The organism is Alcaligenes sp. 13f, assembly GCF_020496585.1.
In the GTDB taxonomy this organism is placed as follows: Bacteria; Pseudomonadota; Gammaproteobacteria; order Burkholderiales; family Burkholderiaceae_B; genus Alcaligenes; species Alcaligenes phenolicus.
Map to the genome: position 1 here is coordinate 118,242 of NZ_JAHKKC010000007.1, position 16,262 is coordinate 134,503.

Consider the following 16,262-nt stretch of genomic DNA (forward strand, 5'->3'; position numbering starts at 1 on the left):
CCCAAACAGGCGCCTTAGTATAGGTCTTTATTAACTGATGTTTGGGCTGCTTGCTGCGCCGTGACCATGCAGGGTTCAGCAGAAATAAAGCAAAAACCTTGTCGGGAACAATCTTGCCAGGCATTCATGCGCGGATCTAAAGCCAAAGCCAAAGCCAAAGCCAAAGCCAAAGCCAAAGCCAAAGCCAAAGCCAAAGCCAAAGCCAAAGCCAAAGCCAAAGCCAAAGCCAAAGCCAAAGCCAAAGCCAAAGCCAAAGCCAAAGCCAAAGCCAAAGCCAAAGCCAAAGCCAAAAAAATAGCCTGAAACAAGACAAGCTTGTTCAGGCTATTTCTCCGCGTGGACCTACTTATCCCAAGGCCGTATCCAGCAACATCATCAAGACAAAACCGATCATCAAACCGCCGGTTGCAAAGGTTTCATGTCCTTGCCGGTGCGATTCGGGAATGATCTCGTGGCTGATGACAAACAGCATGGCACCCGCTGCAAAGCCCAGACCAAAAGGCAGAAGCACCAGCGAGCTGCTGACGGCCACCGCACCCAGCACCGCCCCGACCGGCTCAACCAAGCCACTGGCCATGCCCAAAACGACGGAGAAAGTACGGCTGTAACCGGCAGCCAGCAAGGCCAGTGCCACCACTAAGCCCTCAGGCACGTCCTGAATGGCAATACCCGTAGCCAACGCATTGGCACGCACCCCTTCATTGCCCACATAGCCCACGCCAATGGCCAGACCTTCCGGGAAGTTGTGCAGCGTAATGGCGATCACAAACAGCCAGGTGCGACGCAGCTTGGTGGACGAAGCGCTGCCAGGGCCTTCGCGCCCTTTGATGAAGTGCTCGTGTGGCAGGATGCGATCAAGCAGCATCAAGGCTGCGGCACCCAACAAGATGGACAGGCCCACGGCGGAACCCGCCCCCCAAGCACCACCGCCAAACACCTGCTGCTTCTCTGCTGCTTCCAGACCCGGCAGAACCAGCGAGAAGGCACAAGCAGCCAGCATCACCCCCGCCCCAAAGCCATACAGCGTATCTTGCGTACGCTGCGACATGGTTTGAGAAAACATGACGGGCACAGTCCCCAGTGCCGTGGCCAACGCAGCAATGGAGCCGCCTACCAGGGCCTGCAAGACCACCGGGTGATCTTGTGCATACAGCCAGAATTGATGACAGAGCGCCCAGACGCCGCCCATGGAAATGATCAGTCCAACCCACAGGCGCAGGTGTTGGCGCCAGTTAGGCGAGGTTCCCTTATTGGGTAAAAAGTAGTGGCTTGTTTTCGGTTTCATAGCCATGCGCCCCCAGAAAATTACGCAATCCAGGTTTGCCTACTACAGACGCCAAGAGCCGTAAAACGGCTCTTGGCTAAGGCATGGATGCTGTACAAACCATCATAGCGACTTCATCTTCGATTTAAAACATAAATATCGAAATGCTAACAATTCTCATTAGCATTTCAACAAATAAGCCACAATCCATGAAATCAGCTTGGGGGTTGACCGCTATCCAGCCGGTTTTCTGTGTTTTGCATGGCAATGCAAAACCGAATTAATACTGCCTCACGCAGCGTGCAATTGATGCTTGATTGCCTCCAAAGCCTGGGCCTGATCAGCCACGGCATTTTCCAATTCAATCAACTCCTGCTTGAGCTGTTCCAGGCTTTGTTCAGCCTGCTCCACTACCTGTTCCGCCAGTTCCTGAGCGCCATTCATCACCACGTCATTCAAGCTCATGTACAGGCGGTTGTAGTCGATCAGCGGCGCTTGCCCTTCCCCCTGCTCCTGGAACACTTCATAGCCAATATGTGCAGGCAGATTCAGTGTCGACAAGTCTGGTTGAGTCAGCTGGAAATTCGCCAGAACCGTCTGGCTGAGCTCTGCAAATGCCTTGCCTATGTTCTGGCCAAGCTCGGTACGCACAGCGGCAACATCTTGCTGAGCAGCATGCTTTTCCAGCACCTCGGGCAATTGGGGCACGACTCGCCGCCACGTGCCTTCGGTCAAAGCCTGGACAGCGCCTTGCAAGACTACTGTTTGTTCTTCAATACGCTGACGCAATTGAGCAGCGGCCTGCTCCAGCGTTTGCGTTAAAGGACTCAGGATTGCCTCTTCAATATGGTGCAGTTTCAGCTCGGCAGGTTTGCGCTGCTTGTACGCCAAGGCAGGTTTCAGCAAGTTTTGCACCGCCAGATACAAGCGCTCGAAACCCGCTTGCTCCAAGCCCTGCTCTTCATCGTGCTGACTGCGCGCCATATGCACGGACAGAGACACGGCCGGTTTGAGCAACTCACTGCTCAGGCCCCAATGGTTCAGGGCCTGCGCTGCCCGCGTCATCACGTCCTCTTCCTGCAACTGGCGGTTATCGGCTGTCTTGTTGCAAAGCACTTTGACGATCTCGTCGTCGATCTCATCTTCCTCGATGCGATCGCTGCGGGTAATTACCGGCAACAAGGGTTTGTTGCGGCGCAGTTCCACCAGCAAATCGCCCAGTTCCTGAACCTGCCCCGGTGCGCTGGAGCTGCTCAGCCACAAGAGCGCATCCGTACTTTCCAGAAACTGCTGCGTCAAAGCAGCGTTATGCGCATTGGCCGAGTGCAAACCGGGGGTATCCAGCAAGACCAGCTTCTCGCCCAGACACACACCTTGCAAGGCAACCGTGGTTTCCGTTGCGCCTTCCTGAAAACCCTCAGGCATGGGCTGCATCTGCCCATCGGCAAGACGGAAGAAATCCACGCTATGACCCTGACGACGAAAACGATCCGCCAGGAAATTGCACAAGGAGCTTTTACCAGCATTAAAGGAGCCAAACACCAGCAGCATGATGCGATCGCGGAAACGGTCCGCCAATTCCTGTGCCGGTGCCAATGCAGACCAGGACGCCGCCCAGGCTTCTCTTTGTGCTTGCAACTGTTGATTCACTTGTTGAGCACTTTGCGCCAATACGCCCTGCTCGACCAAAGCCGTGCCGGACAAGGATTGCGCCACGGTCGTCTGGCCCAAATCCGCCAGCCACTGCTCCATCCTGGCAATAGCGGGCTGCATATCCTGACTGGCAGGATTGAGCTCCGCAACCGCCTTGATAAACGTGCTTTCCACCGACATTACGCATGCTCCAATGTGGACAGACCTTCCAACGCCTGGCGCGTTTGCTCAAGCTGGTTTTCAGTCGTTTCGATCTGCTTTTCCAAAGCCACACGGCCATCCGAGACTTCAAAATAATGGGTGAAGTCCTGAACCAGCTTGTCACGTCCGGCCTGCTCGCAGAAGATGCGGCGCAAGTCAGCACGGTACTTCACCGACACGCCCATCACCGCAATCATGACGGTATCCATGCTGCGCACCGAGGTACGTTGCGCCGCTGGCAAGCCTACAGCACCGTACTCCACCAGGTGACCATTGATCGCAATACACGCACGCGAATAGGCAATCTGCAAACGGGCACGCTCTTGCTTGCCTGCCGTCATCTTGAAACCAAACTCGAAGGTATCCGGCACCAGGGAATGATCCACACCGGGAGCATTGACCACAGGCTCCAGATCCTTTGCTATGCCTTCCAGAATCTTGCGCAGACCTTCCACAAAATCAATATGCTGCTGCTTTTGCGTCTGCTGCAGGCTGTGCAGGCTTTGCTCTTGCGATTGCTGCAAGGCGTTCAACTCTTGCGTCAGCTCGGTCAGCAAGGCTTCACGTTCGAACTCGCGGGCTTGCGGCACACGCTTCAAGGCAGCTTCCAAAGAAGCCTGCAAAGCCGGGATTCCGCTTTTCTCCAGCATGCGCTGCTTTCCACCTTCACGACCCTGGCGATAGCGGGTGCTGGACACCGGATGCAACGTCACACCGGCACACTGCTGCTGAATCGCGCCCAGCACTTTCTCTTGCTGCTCGTCATCGGCCAACTGGTCAATCTGGCTGATGACCATCAGGTTCTGACGCTGCGAACGCTGATGATCTGCAGCCAACTCTTGCAGCAAATTGCTTTCCAAGGCATCCAGCTCACCTTCTTTGGCAGCGTGGACGAACAGGCGAATATCCGCCTGCAAGCCCATGGCTTCACGTGCCAGGGCATCATCCTGCAAGGCCACGTCTGCATACAGGCCCGGCGCATCCAGCCAGCGCACACCTTCATGCACGTGCTCGGCCAGCGCGACAGTTTCACGGCGGTCAGCCACATTGAACACATCACTGCCCATCAACTCATTGAGCAGACGACTTTTACCGTGATTGTATTTACCGACTACGGTCACCGTTGGCGGCACGTTCAATTGCAAGAGAACGCGCAAACGATCCAGATCCCAGCGGCGCTGTGGCAACACGGCCAACACAGGCTCCAATACTTGATCAAGGGATAGTGCCAACTGATTCATAGTCTCTTCCTTTTTTCACTTATGTTTGGACCCAAGCAGGCGATAAGCCACCAAGCCAAACACCACGCCCCAAAATGCGGCGCCCAATCCAAACAAGCTCATACCTGATGCGGTAGTTAGAAATGTGATGACAGACGGCTCGATATAGCCGCTTTCACTGACCATCACCCGCACATTGGCCACGATGGCCCCTATCAAAGCCAGACCCGCCAGGGCGGCAATCAAGGAGGCGGGCAAAGCGGTAAACAAATACACAATCGAGCCGGCAAAAGTGCCGCCCAAAAGATAAAACACGCCATTGGCAATACCGGCCACATAACGCTTGTCCGGGTCAGGATGAGCATCCTTGCCCGTACACAAGGCGGCGGTAATGGAAGACAGCACAATGGTGATGCCACCAAAACAGGCCACCAGCATCGAGGCCAAGCCGGTGCCAGCCAGCACGGGGCGCGATGGCGTGGGGTAACCCGCCAACTGCAAGACCGCCATGCCGGGCAGATACTGTCCCGTCAAACTGACCAGCACCAAGGGCAAAGTCAGGCTCAACAAGGTCGCGATATTGAATTCCGGAGTCACCCACACCGGGCGGGCCAGCTCCAGCTGGAACGCTTCCATATGCACTTGGCCGCTGGCCATGGCCATTACAAATCCGGACAAGGCCACCAGCACAATCGCGTAACGCGGCAAGAAACGCTTGCCCAGCAAGTACACCGCCAACATCACCAGTACGATGGCGGGCATGTCACTGCTGGACTTGAACGCCGCCATACCGAACTGGAGCAAAATACCGGCCATCATGCCCCCGGCAATGCCTTTGGGGATGAAGGAAAGAATCTTTTCAAAACCGCCTGTCAGACCAATGACGACGACAATCAAGGCGGCGCTAAGATACGCCCCCACCACTTCAGGCATGGTGATGCCTGGAAACAGGGTCAGCAGCAAGGCCGTGCCTGGCGCGGACCAGGCCGTAATAATGGGCAGCTTCAGATACGCACTCAGGAGCAAACCGCTCAAACCCGCGCCTATGGAAATCGCCCAGATCCAGGAGATCAGCTCCGCATCGGCAATCCGGCCTACTTGTGCGGCCTGAATAAAGATCAGCAAAGGCCCGGCATAGGCAATCAACACCGACAAAAATCCGGCCACCCAGACCGACGCCGATCCACTTTTTAATCCCATCGTTTTGTCTCCCCAGTCTTTTTGTTTGAATTCTCAACTTTACTCGGTGCTCAGGCTGCGCTGGGATCGCAGCCTGAGTTTTTTACTGCCGGGCCGCCCCAAGGCTCGGCGCCCCCGGTAAAAAGCGCCCCCTCGGGGATGAGCCGGGACACACAGTAGTCCATTGCGGACTGCTGTGTGCCTGGCGAATCCGAGCGGCATGCAGGCCGCGAGGTGGAGCGCAAGCCGAAGGCGCGGCGTGGGGGCCCGTCTTACTGCTGCGTAACTTAAATAGCCGACGGGTGCGTCGCCAAGGGAGTCACGGAAATCTGCATGTAAGGGAACAAGGGCAAGGCGCTGAGCAGGTTGTGCAGCTCTTCATTGCTCTCTACATCGAACACGCTGTAGTTGGCGTACTGACCCACCACGCGCCAGATATGCGGCCACTTGCCCGAACGTTGCAGATCCTGCGAGTAGGCTTTCTCTTCGGCCTTGATACGGGCAGCCTCTTCGGCTGGCAGGGAATCAGGGATATCAACAATCATGTGAACCAGATAAAGCATGGTGTTCCTTTCTAAAAACAAGCGCTCGGGCACTCAGGCCTGGGCTAAAAAATTCAATACGGCGCGCTCGAAGGCTTCGGGCGCTTCCAGATTGGACAGATGCGAAGCCGGTACGACCGCCACTTTGGAGCCAGGAATACTGGCTTGCATGGCCTGAGCATCGGCAACTGTCGTAACCGGGTCCCATTCGCCAGCGACCAGCAGGGTCGGTGCCGCAATACGGCTGATCTGATCACGAAGATCCGACTCGGCCAAAGCACCGCAGCAGGCGGCGTAACCCAGTGGGTCCAGCTTGGCCAAGCTATCCTGCATGGCTTTGACCAATTCGGGCGATTGCTGGATAAAGGCTTCACCAAACCAGCGCGAAGGCGCCGAATCCGCCAGAGTACGCATCTGGGCGGCACCGCCTTGACGCAAAGCGTCGGCCCGTTCCTGCCAGGCTTGGGCAGTACCAATCTTGGCCGCGCTATTGCACACGATCAGCGCGTTCAAACGCTCCGGAGCATTCACCCCCAGCCACAAGCCGGTGTGACCACCCATGGACAGGCCACAAAACGCAGCGCGTTCAATATCCAGTGCATCCAGAATCGCCAGCACATCACGCCCCAAATCCTTGAAGCGGTATGGGCCGGGAGTGACCGGGCTGCCGCCATGACCACGGGTGTCATAACGAATCACACGGTAGGACTGGGCGAAACCTGCCACCTGCGGGTTCCACATTTCTTGTGTAGTGCCCAGGGAGTTGCTCAGAATCAGGGCCGGAGCCAGCGGATCACCTGCCACGCTGACACGGAACATGCCCCGTTCGGTATTCAAGGCGCTGGGGCTGACCGTCATTGGCCCTCTCCCTGCTTGGCCGCGGCAATAGGCAAACCAATCATTTCTTCCAGTGCCTCATGGGTCAAACCGGGCACCAGATCAATCAGTTGCAAACCGTCTGGTGTGCAAGCCAGGGTCGCCAAATCGGTATACACACGCTTGACGCAAGCCAGGCCGGTCAAGGGGTAGCTGCATTGTTCAACCAGCTTGCTGACGCCTTGCTTGGTCAGCACATCCATCATGACCCAGGTCTGTTTCGCGCCAATGGCCAGATCCATGGCACCGCCTACCGCCGGAATCGCACCGGGTTCACCCGTGCTCCAGTTGGCCAGATCCCCGGTAGCCGACACCTGAAAAGCGCCCAGCACACAGATATCCAGATGGCCGCCACGCATCATGCCAAAGCTGTCGGCATGATGGAAAAACGCGCCACCGGGCAGCAGCGTCACCGCCTGCTTGCCCGCATTGATCAAGTCGTAATCTTCCTGCCCGGCTGCCGGTGCCGGGCCCATGCCCAGAATACCGTTCTCGCTGTGCAGCACCACTTCCACACCGGCAGGCAAATGGTTGGCTACCAGAGTTGGCATGCCAATACCCAGATTTACGTAGGCGCCGTCATGGATGTCCTGGGCGACGCGCTGCGCCAATTCGTCTTTACTGCGGCGCTGATAATTGAGCGTCATGCTGTCCCCCTTCATGCTCTGTCCGTTCATGCCTTGAACCCACCTGCTTCTGTGCGACTGCGCGGCACCACCACGACGCGGCGCACGTGAATGCCGGGCGTCACAATGGTTTCAGGGTCCAGCTGACCCAATTCCGCCAGTTCAAACACACTGGCAATGGTGGTGCGCGCCGCGGTCGCCATGACCGGACCAAAGTTGCGCGCCGCCATGCGGTAGGTCAAATTCCCCCAACGGTCCCCCCGCTCGGCCTTGATCAGGGCGACATCTCCATGAATGGGCTCTTCATAGACATGCCAGCGACCATTGATCAAACGTATTTCCTTGCCCTTGGCCAGCTCTGTGCCATAGCCTGTGGGGCAGAAAAAGCCACCGATACCCGCACCGGCGGCGCGCAATCGTTCGGCCAGATTGCCTTGAGGCACCAACTCCAGCTCGATCTTGCCGCTGCGATACAAGTCATCAAATACCCAGGAATCAGCCTGACGGGGGAAGCTGCAAATAATTTTGCGAACCCGGCCTGTTTTAAGCAAAGCCGCCAGCCCCACATCGCCATTACCCGCATTGTTGTTGACGATAGTCAGGTCGCGAGCACCTTGCTCGATCAGGCCGTCGATCAACTCTGTGGGTATGCCAGCCGTTCCAAAACCACCGACCAGAATCGTGGCGCCGTCCTGCACATCATGCAAAGCCTGTGCAACACTGCTTACCTGTTTATCGATCACTCCGTTCTCCGTATAAAGCACTGACGCTACGGATGGGCTCAGCCCTTACGTCAGGCACAGCAAAAACAAGTCAGCCCAGGGCCTGGTTTGACTTGGCAAACACAGGCCCTGGACTGAAGCAAGACTTAGGCAGCCAGACGTGGACGATTCACGATCTGGTTGTCCTTGCCATCGACCAAGGGGGTCAAGGAAATATCAAACACGATCTCTGCAAAAGGACCATCCAGGTTTTCGGCAGCGATACGGGCAGGATCCGTGTGCTCGGTCAGCGGTGGCACCAGACCATCGCGAGTAGCGTAGGCGAAGTCGTCGTACACCAGCGGATCGCCGTCGATATTGATCTGTGTGGTCAGCTTGCGGTGGCCAGGAGCCGTCACAAAGAAGTGAATGTGCGCAGGACGGTTACCGTGGCGGCCCAGCTCGTTCAGCAGGCCTTGGGTAGGACCATCCGGTGGACAGCCGTAGCCCTTGGGCACAATGCTCTGGAACTTGTAGCGACCGTTTTCATCGGTAATGATGGTGCGGCGCATATTGAAGGGCTGTTGCTCGCCGGTGGGGTCAAAGTGCGAGTAAAAGCCTTTGGTATTGGCATGCCAGACTTCAACCTGAGCACCCGCAATAGGCTTGCCGTCCGCACCAGCCACGACGCCGTGCATGATCAGGGTTTCGCCAGCGGTATCGGAACCGTCATCCAGGCGAACAAAACCTTGCGCCACAGGAGCGCCCGACACGTACAAAGGACCTTCAATGGTGCGTGGCGTACCGTTGTCCAGACCCAGTTCCTTGTCCATGGCGTCCATGCGCATGTCCAGGAAACGGTCAAAGCCCAGACCGGGAGAAAGCAAACCGGCTTCGCTGGCCGTACCCAGACGGTTCAGGTAAGCCACGGCTGCCCAGTACTCGTCGTTGGTGATTTCCAGATCTTCAATGGTCTTGAACAGATCGCTGATGATGCGGTACATGATCTGCTTGACGCGTGGATTGCCACCGGGCTGATCCAGGCCAGAGGCCAAACGCAGGAAGTCTTGTACATCGGGGGTGTCAAAAATTTTAACGCTCATTCTGTGTCTCCTAATATCCTGAAAAAAGTGTTCCAAGCAAAGCCGCTACGACTGGCTTCTTATTGCGCCTAGGCAGCCGAGCCAACACTGACTTGTGTCCTGTCGCGGCGGAAATACTGGACACGATCCTCGTCCAGTACGATACCCAAACCCGGCCCTTGAGGTATCTGTAATTCAAAATTGCTGTAATTCAGTGGCTCTGCCAGGATTTCCTCGGTCAAGAGCAAGGGCCCGAACAGTTCCGTGCCCCACTGCAATTGGTTCACTGTGGCAAACACATGGGCTGCGGCAATCGTGCCGATCGCGCCTTCCAGCATGGTGCCACCATACAATTCAATACCAGCGGCTTCGGCAATCGCTGCTACTTGCAAACCTGCACGCAACCCCCCGGACTGTTCAATCTTGATCGCGAACACGTCGGCGGCACCATCACGAGCCAGTGCAAAGGCGGAGGCCGGGCCGGTCAGGGATTCATCGGCCATCAAGGCAATCGGGAAGCGACCTTTCAGATCGGCCAGAGCATCAGCACGACGCACTGGCTGCTCCACCAGCGAGCACCCGGCATCGACCAGGCCAGCCATACCGTACTGGGCCTGCAAGGGGCTCCAGGCCATGTTCACATCTACGCGAACATCGGCGCGATCACCCATCGCTTTCTTGATAGCCGCTACATGCGCCACATCGTCCTTTACCGGGCGGCGACCAATCTTGAGTTTGAAAATACGGTGACGAGCCTGCGCCAACATGCGCTCGGCTTCATCAATATCCTTGGCGGTGTCACCCGAGGCCAGTGTCCAGGCAACAGGCAGGCTGTCGCGCATGCGGCCACCCAGCAGGTGCGACACCGGCAGACCGGTGCGCTTGCCCAGGGCATCAAACAGCGCGGTTTCTACCGCACTCTTGGCAAAACGGTTATCCTGGATCGCCGTGTTCAAGCGAGCCATCAAAGCCGGCACGGCGCTGGCATTGGCGCCCAGCAGCAAAGGAGTGAAGTAGGTGTCGATGGCCAGCTTCATACCTTCGGGCGACTCGGCACCGTAGGCCAGACCACCAATGGTCGTGCCCTCGCCTACACCCACCGTACCGTCCGAACAGTACAAGCGCACCAGCATCAAAGTCTGGCCTTGCATGGTCGTCATCGCCAATTGATGAGGACGGATCGTAGGCAGATCCAGCAGCAAAGTCTCCACCCTTTCGATCAGGGCTGGAGCTGCTAATAGTTGAGAAGATCGCGTGTGTTCCATGCCTTGATTGAACACGAAGCAGGCCCGTTATTTCCAAGACTAAATAGGTCTAGTTCTATACCTTTAGAGTATAGTTTCTGATATAAATATTAAAAATCAAGAAACTAAACACCATCAATTCAGCCTAGGTATGGTTTTCCCTTATGGATCTACGTCAGCTCAAATATTTTGTGGCCGTTGCCGAAACCCGCAACTTCACTCGGGCTTCGGAGCGCCTGCACATGGCCCAGCCCCCGCTTAGCCGACAGATCCAATTGCTGGAAGAGGAGCTGGGCGTCACACTGTTGCTGCGCAATAACCGCCCCTTGCGGCTGACCGAAGCCGGACGGGTATTTTATGAGCAGGCCTTGCAGATCTTGAGCCGGGTCGATCAACTGGTGCATACGACACGGCAAATCGGACTGCACCAACGACAAACCCTGTCGATAGGCTTTGTGGCTTCTACCCTGTACGGCGGCCTGCCCGCTTTGATGCGCAAACTGCGACATCAATATCCGGAAGTGGATATGCAAACGGTAGAGCTCACCTCCATGCAGCAGTTGGAGGCCTTGAAGTCCGGGCGAATTGATGTGGGTTTTGGGCGAATACGACTGAATGATGCATCCGTACAAAGAACGGTGTTGCGGGAAGAACAACTGGCCCTGGCCATTCCCCCCAGCTCGGATCTGGCCAATTCAGACAAGCCATTGAGTCTGAAAAAAGTGCAAGGCCAAAAGCTGATTGTGTATCCCAAAGAACCCAGACCCAGCTTCGCGGACCACGTTCTGCACCTGCTGCACGATCACAGCGTGCGCCCAGCTGAAGTTTATGAGGCCGGGGAAATTCAAGCGGCCTTGGGATTGGTGGCTGCCGATTCTGGCTTGTGCTTGATCCCAACCTCGGCTCGTCTGCGCAACGATCTGCACTACCGCTTGATCGAAGAACCGCAGGCGACGTCACCGATTATCTTGACGCACAGGATGAACGATCAGGCTTGGTATATCGAGGCGATCAAGGGGTTGGTCGCTGAAATGTAAGGTCTGACTGTCGTCACTAACAACCCCCTTCCCCTTTGGGCCCGGATTGACTCACTTCTGAAGCCACTCTAATATCATTAACACGTTAACTAAAATTAGAGACAAGCATGCAACAGGTGACGATTCAGCAGGCTGGAAAAGACCCGATCAGCGCGACCTTATGGCCAGCTCCTAATGCCAAAGCGTCCATCATCATTCACCCCGCCACCGGCGTCCCACAGGATTTCTATCTTCCTTTTGCAGAACATCTGAACAGCCTGGGATTCATTGTTCTGAGCTACGACTACCGGGGTATCGGCCGATCTCGTCAGAAGGATATACGCCAATGCGATGTTTCCATGTCCGACTGGATGCTGGAGGATGCGGTTTACGTCACAGACTGGGTCGCCCATCGTTTTAACGGCTTGCCCATGTTGGCTGTTGGTCATAGCGTTGGCGGCCATGCGATTGCTATCTCCCCCGCGACTCGCTCCGTGAAAGCTGCCGTGATGATTGCGTCACATGCGGGGGTTACCGCTTTAATTGAAAAGCCCATGGAGCGCTTTCGGGTGGGGCTGATCATGCGGGTATTCACTCCCGTACTGTGCGGCCTTTACGGCTATATGCCGACCCGGCGTTTGGGCTTTGGCGAGGACCTTCCACGTGGCGTCATGCAGCAATGGAGCCGCTGGACGCAAAAGCCCCATTATTTTTATGACGATCCACAGCTGGATGCCAAAGAACGCGCTAGCCAGGTCGATATTCCCTTGCTGGTTCTGGGTTTTGATGATGACCCCTGGGCCAATCCGCGAGCTATTTCCAGGCTGTTGGAACCACTAGGCAAGGCCCGTATAGAAAGGCATCAACTGGAGCACAAGCAGCTGGGTTTGGCGCATATTGGTCACATGGGCTTCTTTCGTAAACGCAACGCCGGGGCACTTTGGCCTATAGTGGTCGACTGGCTGATCGCACAAAGCGAATCCGGCCCCGCATCGAATTCCTGACGTCTAACCGATATCTATCCAGCCATCGCCACAATGAGCCAGAAATCACAGCCACGTTTTGTCTTTTTGTTGAACCATGCCCACAAGGCTTTGCAGCGCTGGATTCAGAAGCAGCCCTCGGCATGGACAGATATCAGCGCGGCCCAAGTTGGCATGCTGTTCCTGATTCGCTCTCAAGGCTCGGTCACGGTGGGAGAAGCGGCCAGCGCCTTGCAAGTGGCTCCGGCTGCAATTACAGGATTGTCCAAGCGCATGCAGGCAGCAGGCCTGATTCAACGCCTGACGGACGATGTAGATACGCGCAAGATTTGCCTGACGCTGACTCCCGCCGGAGAAGAAGCCAGCATCAAGGCCAAATCAACCTTGCAGGACTTGAATCAGCAACTATCCGACGGCTTTACGGAGGATGAACTGAAGGTGGTGGCACGCTGGTTAAGCCAGGTGGTGAATCTAGACCTGCCCACAGACAAGAATGTTGATCAAAAAGACGAACTGCCTGCTTGATCGCATTTACTTGAATGTAAAGAGTGTCCGTTTTTCGTAAGCCAGGGACGTGAATGCGGTTTTATCCGCTCGCTATGTGAAGTATTCTTCGAGCAGAGTCGCCCCGTGACTCAGAGCCACTTACCCGTCAAAGGTGGCCCGCGCCGTTGTATTACACACAGAAGCTAGCGCGGCCCACCGCAGCTTGATGGCTGCTTATGCCTCGACCTCCTCAAAACGTGCCGCCGCATTCATCACCGCCATCACACTGGCCGTAATGATATTCGCGTGCTTGCCCACACCAAATTTCGAACCAGGCACACCGGGCATGACCGCTTCCACAATCGCCATCGCGCAAGCGTCCGCTCCTGAACCCAGGCTGCGTTCCTCGTAACTATCGATGCGCAAAGGCAGGTTCAAGGCCGCCACCGTCGCCGCAATCGGCCCATTGCCCGTTCCGGTATAGGTTTCAGTCTCGCCATTGGCATTGACGCATTGCAGCTCTATGCCCTGCTGCCCTTGTGCCTCATCGAACAGGCGATGTGCTCGGTAGCTGTTGTTCCCCTGGCGCTGATTGGCTTGCAGATAGGTGGTCTCAAACAGTTCCCAAATCTGCTGGCTGTTCAGCTCCGTTTCGCTGGAATCGGCAATCTGCTGAACAATGGCACTGAACTCCACCTGCATGCGGCGCGGCATCACAATGCCGTAGTCGCGTTGCAGCAGAAAAGCGATGCCTCCTTTGCCGGACTGGCTGTTGACACGCACGATACTGTCGTAGGTGCGGCCCAAATCCTTGGGGTCGACTGGCAGATATGGTACACGCCAGGGGGCATCTTCTTTCTGCACCGCAAAGCCCTTGGCAATCGCGTCCTGATGGGAACCGGAAAAGGCGGTAAAGACCAGATCGCCCACATACGGGTGACGTGGGTGAATGGGCAAGGACGTGGCCTCTTCCGCGATACGCGCTACTGCCGAGATGTCAGAGAAATCCAGATTCGGAGAGATACCCTGGGTATACAGATTCAGGGCCAAGGTCACCACATCCAGATTGCCACTGCGCTCGCCATTGCCAAACAGACACCCCTCGACACGCTGTGCGCCGGCCAGCATGGCTTGTTCAGCGCAAGCAACGCCCGTTCCGCGATCATTATGCGGGTGTACCGACAGAACGATATGTTCGCGCCTATTCAAATGGCGATCCATCCATTCAATCTGATCAGCAAAGACGTTCGCTGTCGTCACTTCCACCGTGGTGGGCAAATTGATAATCATGGGCCGCGCTGGACCCGCGTCCCAGGCATCAATAGCCGCATTGCAGACAGCCAGCGACACCTCCAGCTCTGCCATGCAGAACGTTTCAGGTGAGTATTGCAGCACCCACTCCGTTTCCGGGTGCTTGGCCGTCAGGCGTTTGAACACCTCCACATGGTGACGCACCATCTCGATGATTTGCGGCACCTCCATCTTGAAGACGATTTCCCGGAAAGCAGGAGCAATCGCATTGTAGAAATGCACAATCACACGACGCGCGCCCGCCACGCTGCGTACCGTGGTTTCGATCAGATCCTCACGCAGTTGGGTAATGACCATAGGCGTGACGTCGTTCGGGATCATGCCCTCGTCAATCAGTTGCCGGACGATATCAAAATCGGTTTGCGAGGCAGACGGAAAACCCACCTCGATTTCCTTGAAGCCAATACGGACCAGCTCCTGAAACAGACGCAATTTACGGTCGCGATTCATGGGTTCAAACAGGGCCTGGTTGCCGTCGCGCAAATCGGTAGACAGCCACACGGGCGCTTGGCTCAGGGTGCGCTGCGGCCACTGGCGATCGGGCAAATTGACGACAGGAAAGGGACGGTATTTGTGGGAAGGATCAGTCAGCATGGGAACCTCGAATATAGGGAATGACATACCTGGCTTCCCTACTCCAAGGAGCTGGCTACAGTCGGGGTCTGGGGAAACCAGGATAGGACCATTCGCACACACAGGCGTACGGACCCCGACCGGATGTCAGGGCTAGTAGGCCTAGCGATAGCAAGTGCAAATGAGTCACGACAGGTTCAATCCCAAAGTGCTTGATGAAAACGATAAAAGCACTTTAGACTGCAAGACACTTGGCCTTCTATCAAAAAATAGTCATTTGTTTTATTTTTTTGGACATTCCTGAATATGGGCTACGCATCCCCTGAACGCGGTGGGCGAGCACTGGACTTGTCTCACTCCGATACCTCGCCCTTGCTGGTCAGCGGGGTAATCGAGCATTACCCTGCCGGCCATGAAGTCCCCCGCCATCGCCACCACCGGGGGCATCTTTTGTATGCCACGGAAGGGGTGCTGCTGGTACAGGCCGACACCGGCCAGTGGCTGGTGCCCCCGACCACCGCCGTCTGGTTGCGACCCGGCGTGCCGCATCAGCTCAATGCCACCACCGCCGTGAATGTGCATGGTTTATTTATTGATGAAATTCTGGCCGCACAATTACCGGACCACGATTGCGTGATCCATGTCACACCACTGGTGCGTGAATTGATTGCAGCACTGGTGCGGGTGATTCCGCAAGAGAACCCACCGTTACGAGACGCCTTACTGGGACAGCTATTGATAGAAGAGTTGCGTGTGCTGCATCCCCTGCCTTTTCATTTGCCCTGGCCGCAAGAGGAATTGATGCGACGGATTTGCGAAGACCTGGTGCGCTCGCCAGCCCAGCAAAAAACAATGGATGAGGTAGCGCGGCAATACGCCTTGACGCCGAAAACCTTGCATCGGCGCTTTCTGAAAAGCACGGGGATGAATCTGGGGAAATGGCGGCAACAGATGCGCTTGATGGCCTCGATCCAGTTTCTGCTGCAAGGCAGGTCCATCACGCAGGCGGCGCTGGAAAGTGGCTATGAAAGTTTGAGCGCTTATTCAGTAGCCTTTAAAAAGACCTTTGCTTATCCGCCTTCGGAGTTTCTGGCGACTTTGAGCCAATACCCTGATAGGGAGCATGATGCGGGCATGGTCTGAAGCCGATCTCGACGACAAGGATGTCTGGCAGATTGGAGTAACTACTTAGTCTGCCAGCCTGCTTTCTGGCTGATTCCATGAGCTATATAGATATTCATGCGGCCATCTCAGGCCTGTCTACAAGACCCATCGCCCTCTTGAGTTCCTCACAACACCAGATGT

16 protein-coding genes are annotated in these 16,262 nt (G+C 56.1%); 4 read left to right on the plus strand and 12 right to left on the minus strand.

Going from position 1 to position 16,262, the window contains the following annotated elements; translation table 11 throughout:
* Positions 1–14 precede the first annotated feature (14 nt).
* The 11 genes from KOE80_RS07995 to KOE80_RS08045 form a co-directional block, all read right to left on the minus strand.
* Complete coding sequence (locus KOE80_RS07995; RefSeq protein ID WP_226348846.1) at positions 15–290, minus strand: hypothetical protein; 276 nt, start codon at positions 288–290, stop codon at positions 15–17.
* A 56-nt stretch (positions 291–346) separates the two neighbouring features.
* Positions 347–1,285, minus strand: coding sequence for a ZIP family metal transporter (locus KOE80_RS08000; RefSeq protein WP_372406000.1), 939 nt, complete (start codon positions 1,283–1,285; stop codon positions 347–349).
* Between the two features lie 270 nt (positions 1,286–1,555).
* A complete protein-coding gene (locus tag KOE80_RS08005; protein ID WP_226348847.1) occupies positions 1,556–3,097 on the minus strand; it encodes a GTPase in 1,542 nt (513 codons plus the stop codon).
* Positions 3,097–4,359: a GTPase gene (locus KOE80_RS08010; protein ID WP_226348848.1), complete on the minus strand. Its 1,263-nt coding sequence runs from the start codon at positions 4,357–4,359 to the stop codon at positions 3,097–3,099. The genes KOE80_RS08005 and KOE80_RS08010 overlap by 1 nt, the downstream gene beginning before the upstream one ends.
* Positions 4,360–4,374: 15 nt before the next feature.
* Positions 4,375–5,538 (minus strand): benzoate/H(+) symporter BenE family transporter, encoded by a 1,164-nt coding sequence (locus KOE80_RS08015; protein ID WP_045931484.1) that lies wholly within the window; start codon positions 5,536–5,538, stop codon positions 4,375–4,377.
* A gap of 266 nt (positions 5,539–5,804) precedes the next feature.
* Positions 5,805–6,080, minus strand: coding sequence for a muconolactone Delta-isomerase (catC, locus tag KOE80_RS08020; RefSeq protein WP_009454559.1), 276 nt, complete (start codon positions 6,078–6,080; stop codon positions 5,805–5,807).
* A gap of 33 nt (positions 6,081–6,113) precedes the next feature.
* Entirely contained in the window at positions 6,114–6,917 is an 804-nt protein-coding gene (gene pcaD, locus KOE80_RS08025; protein WP_226348849.1) for a 3-oxoadipate enol-lactonase, read from the minus strand.
* Positions 6,914–7,582, minus strand: coding sequence for a 3-oxoacid CoA-transferase subunit B (locus tag KOE80_RS08030; RefSeq protein WP_026482745.1), 669 nt, complete (start codon positions 7,580–7,582; stop codon positions 6,914–6,916). Before KOE80_RS08030 ends, pcaD begins: the two co-directional genes overlap by 4 nt.
* 26 nt (positions 7,583–7,608) lie before the next feature.
* Positions 7,609–8,304 (minus strand): 3-oxoacid CoA-transferase subunit A, encoded by a 696-nt coding sequence (locus tag KOE80_RS08035; protein WP_086068313.1) that lies wholly within the window; start codon positions 8,302–8,304, stop codon positions 7,609–7,611.
* Positions 8,305–8,429: 125 nt separating this feature from the next.
* Positions 8,430–9,365 (minus strand): catechol 1,2-dioxygenase, encoded by a 936-nt coding sequence (gene catA, locus KOE80_RS08040; RefSeq protein ID WP_009454566.1) that lies wholly within the window; start codon positions 9,363–9,365, stop codon positions 8,430–8,432.
* Between the two features lie 68 nt (positions 9,366–9,433).
* Complete coding sequence (locus tag KOE80_RS08045; protein ID WP_026482747.1) at positions 9,434–10,609, minus strand: muconate/chloromuconate family cycloisomerase; 1,176 nt, start codon at positions 10,607–10,609, stop codon at positions 9,434–9,436.
* A gap of 143 nt (positions 10,610–10,752) precedes the next feature.
* Here KOE80_RS08045 and KOE80_RS08050 point away from each other — a divergent pair, with 143 nt between their 5' ends.
* From KOE80_RS08050 to KOE80_RS08060, 3 genes are all read left to right on the plus strand, one after another.
* Positions 10,753–11,625, plus strand: coding sequence for a LysR family transcriptional regulator (locus KOE80_RS08050; protein ID WP_060185892.1), 873 nt, complete (start codon positions 10,753–10,755; stop codon positions 11,623–11,625).
* A gap of 107 nt (positions 11,626–11,732) precedes the next feature.
* Positions 11,733–12,608, plus strand: a complete 876-nt coding sequence (locus KOE80_RS08055) for an alpha/beta fold hydrolase (RefSeq protein ID WP_226348850.1) — start codon at positions 11,733–11,735, stop codon at positions 12,606–12,608.
* A gap of 33 nt (positions 12,609–12,641) precedes the next feature.
* Positions 12,642–13,112, plus strand: coding sequence for a MarR family winged helix-turn-helix transcriptional regulator (locus tag KOE80_RS08060; protein ID WP_009454574.1), 471 nt, complete (start codon positions 12,642–12,644; stop codon positions 13,110–13,112).
* 195 nt (positions 13,113–13,307) lie between these two features.
* Here the strand turns inward: KOE80_RS08060 and leuA are convergent, their stop codons facing one another.
* The gene (leuA, locus tag KOE80_RS08065) at positions 13,308–14,978 is read right to left on the minus strand and encodes a 2-isopropylmalate synthase (protein ID WP_226348897.1); all 1,671 of its coding nucleotides are present in this window, start codon (positions 14,976–14,978) and stop codon (positions 13,308–13,310) included.
* 285 nt (positions 14,979–15,263) lie between these two features.
* On the opposite strand from leuA, the gene KOE80_RS08070 reads away from it, so the two are divergent.
* Positions 15,264–16,100: an AraC family transcriptional regulator gene (locus KOE80_RS08070; protein WP_226348851.1), complete on the plus strand. Its 837-nt coding sequence runs from the start codon at positions 15,264–15,266 to the stop codon at positions 16,098–16,100.
* Positions 16,101–16,262 lie beyond the last annotated feature (162 nt).

Bases quoted from the DNA above. Each gene is read 5' to 3' on its own strand.
- KOE80_RS08000 (WP_372406000.1), bottom strand. From the start codon at position 1,285: ATGAAACCGAAAACAAGCCACTACTTTTTACCCAATAAGGGAACCTCG.
- KOE80_RS08005 (WP_226348847.1), bottom strand. From the start codon at position 3,097: ATGTCGGTGGAAAGCACGTTTATCAAGGCGGTTGCGGAGCTCAATCCT.
- KOE80_RS08010 (WP_226348848.1), bottom strand. From the start codon at position 4,359: ATGAATCAGTTGGCACTATCCCTTGATCAAGTATTGGAGCCTGTGTTG.
- KOE80_RS08015 (WP_045931484.1), bottom strand. From the start codon at position 5,538: ATGGGATTAAAAAGTGGATCGGCGTCGGTCTGGGTGGCCGGATTTTTG.
- catC (WP_009454559.1), bottom strand. From the start codon at position 6,080: ATGCTTTATCTGGTTCACATGATTGTTGATATCCCTGATTCCCTGCCA.
- pcaD (WP_226348849.1), bottom strand. From the start codon at position 6,917: ATGACGGTCAGCCCCAGCGCCTTGAATACCGAACGGGGCATGTTCCGT.
- KOE80_RS08030 (WP_026482745.1), bottom strand. From the start codon at position 7,582: ATGACGCTCAATTATCAGCGCCGCAGTAAAGACGAATTGGCGCAGCGC.
- catA (WP_009454566.1), bottom strand. From the start codon at position 9,365: ATGAGCGTTAAAATTTTTGACACCCCCGATGTACAAGACTTCCTGCGT.
- KOE80_RS08045 (WP_026482747.1), bottom strand. From the start codon at position 10,609: ATGGAACACACGCGATCTTCTCAACTATTAGCAGCTCCAGCCCTGATC.
- KOE80_RS08050 (WP_060185892.1), top strand. From the start codon at position 10,753: ATGGATCTACGTCAGCTCAAATATTTTGTGGCCGTTGCCGAAACCCGC.
- KOE80_RS08055 (WP_226348850.1), top strand. From the start codon at position 11,733: ATGCAACAGGTGACGATTCAGCAGGCTGGAAAAGACCCGATCAGCGCG.
- KOE80_RS08060 (WP_009454574.1), top strand. From the start codon at position 12,642: ATGAGCCAGAAATCACAGCCACGTTTTGTCTTTTTGTTGAACCATGCC.
- leuA (WP_226348897.1), bottom strand. From the start codon at position 14,978: ATGCTGACTGATCCTTCCCACAAATACCGTCCCTTTCCTGTCGTCAAT.
- KOE80_RS08070 (WP_226348851.1), top strand. From the start codon at position 15,264: ATGGGCTACGCATCCCCTGAACGCGGTGGGCGAGCACTGGACTTGTCT.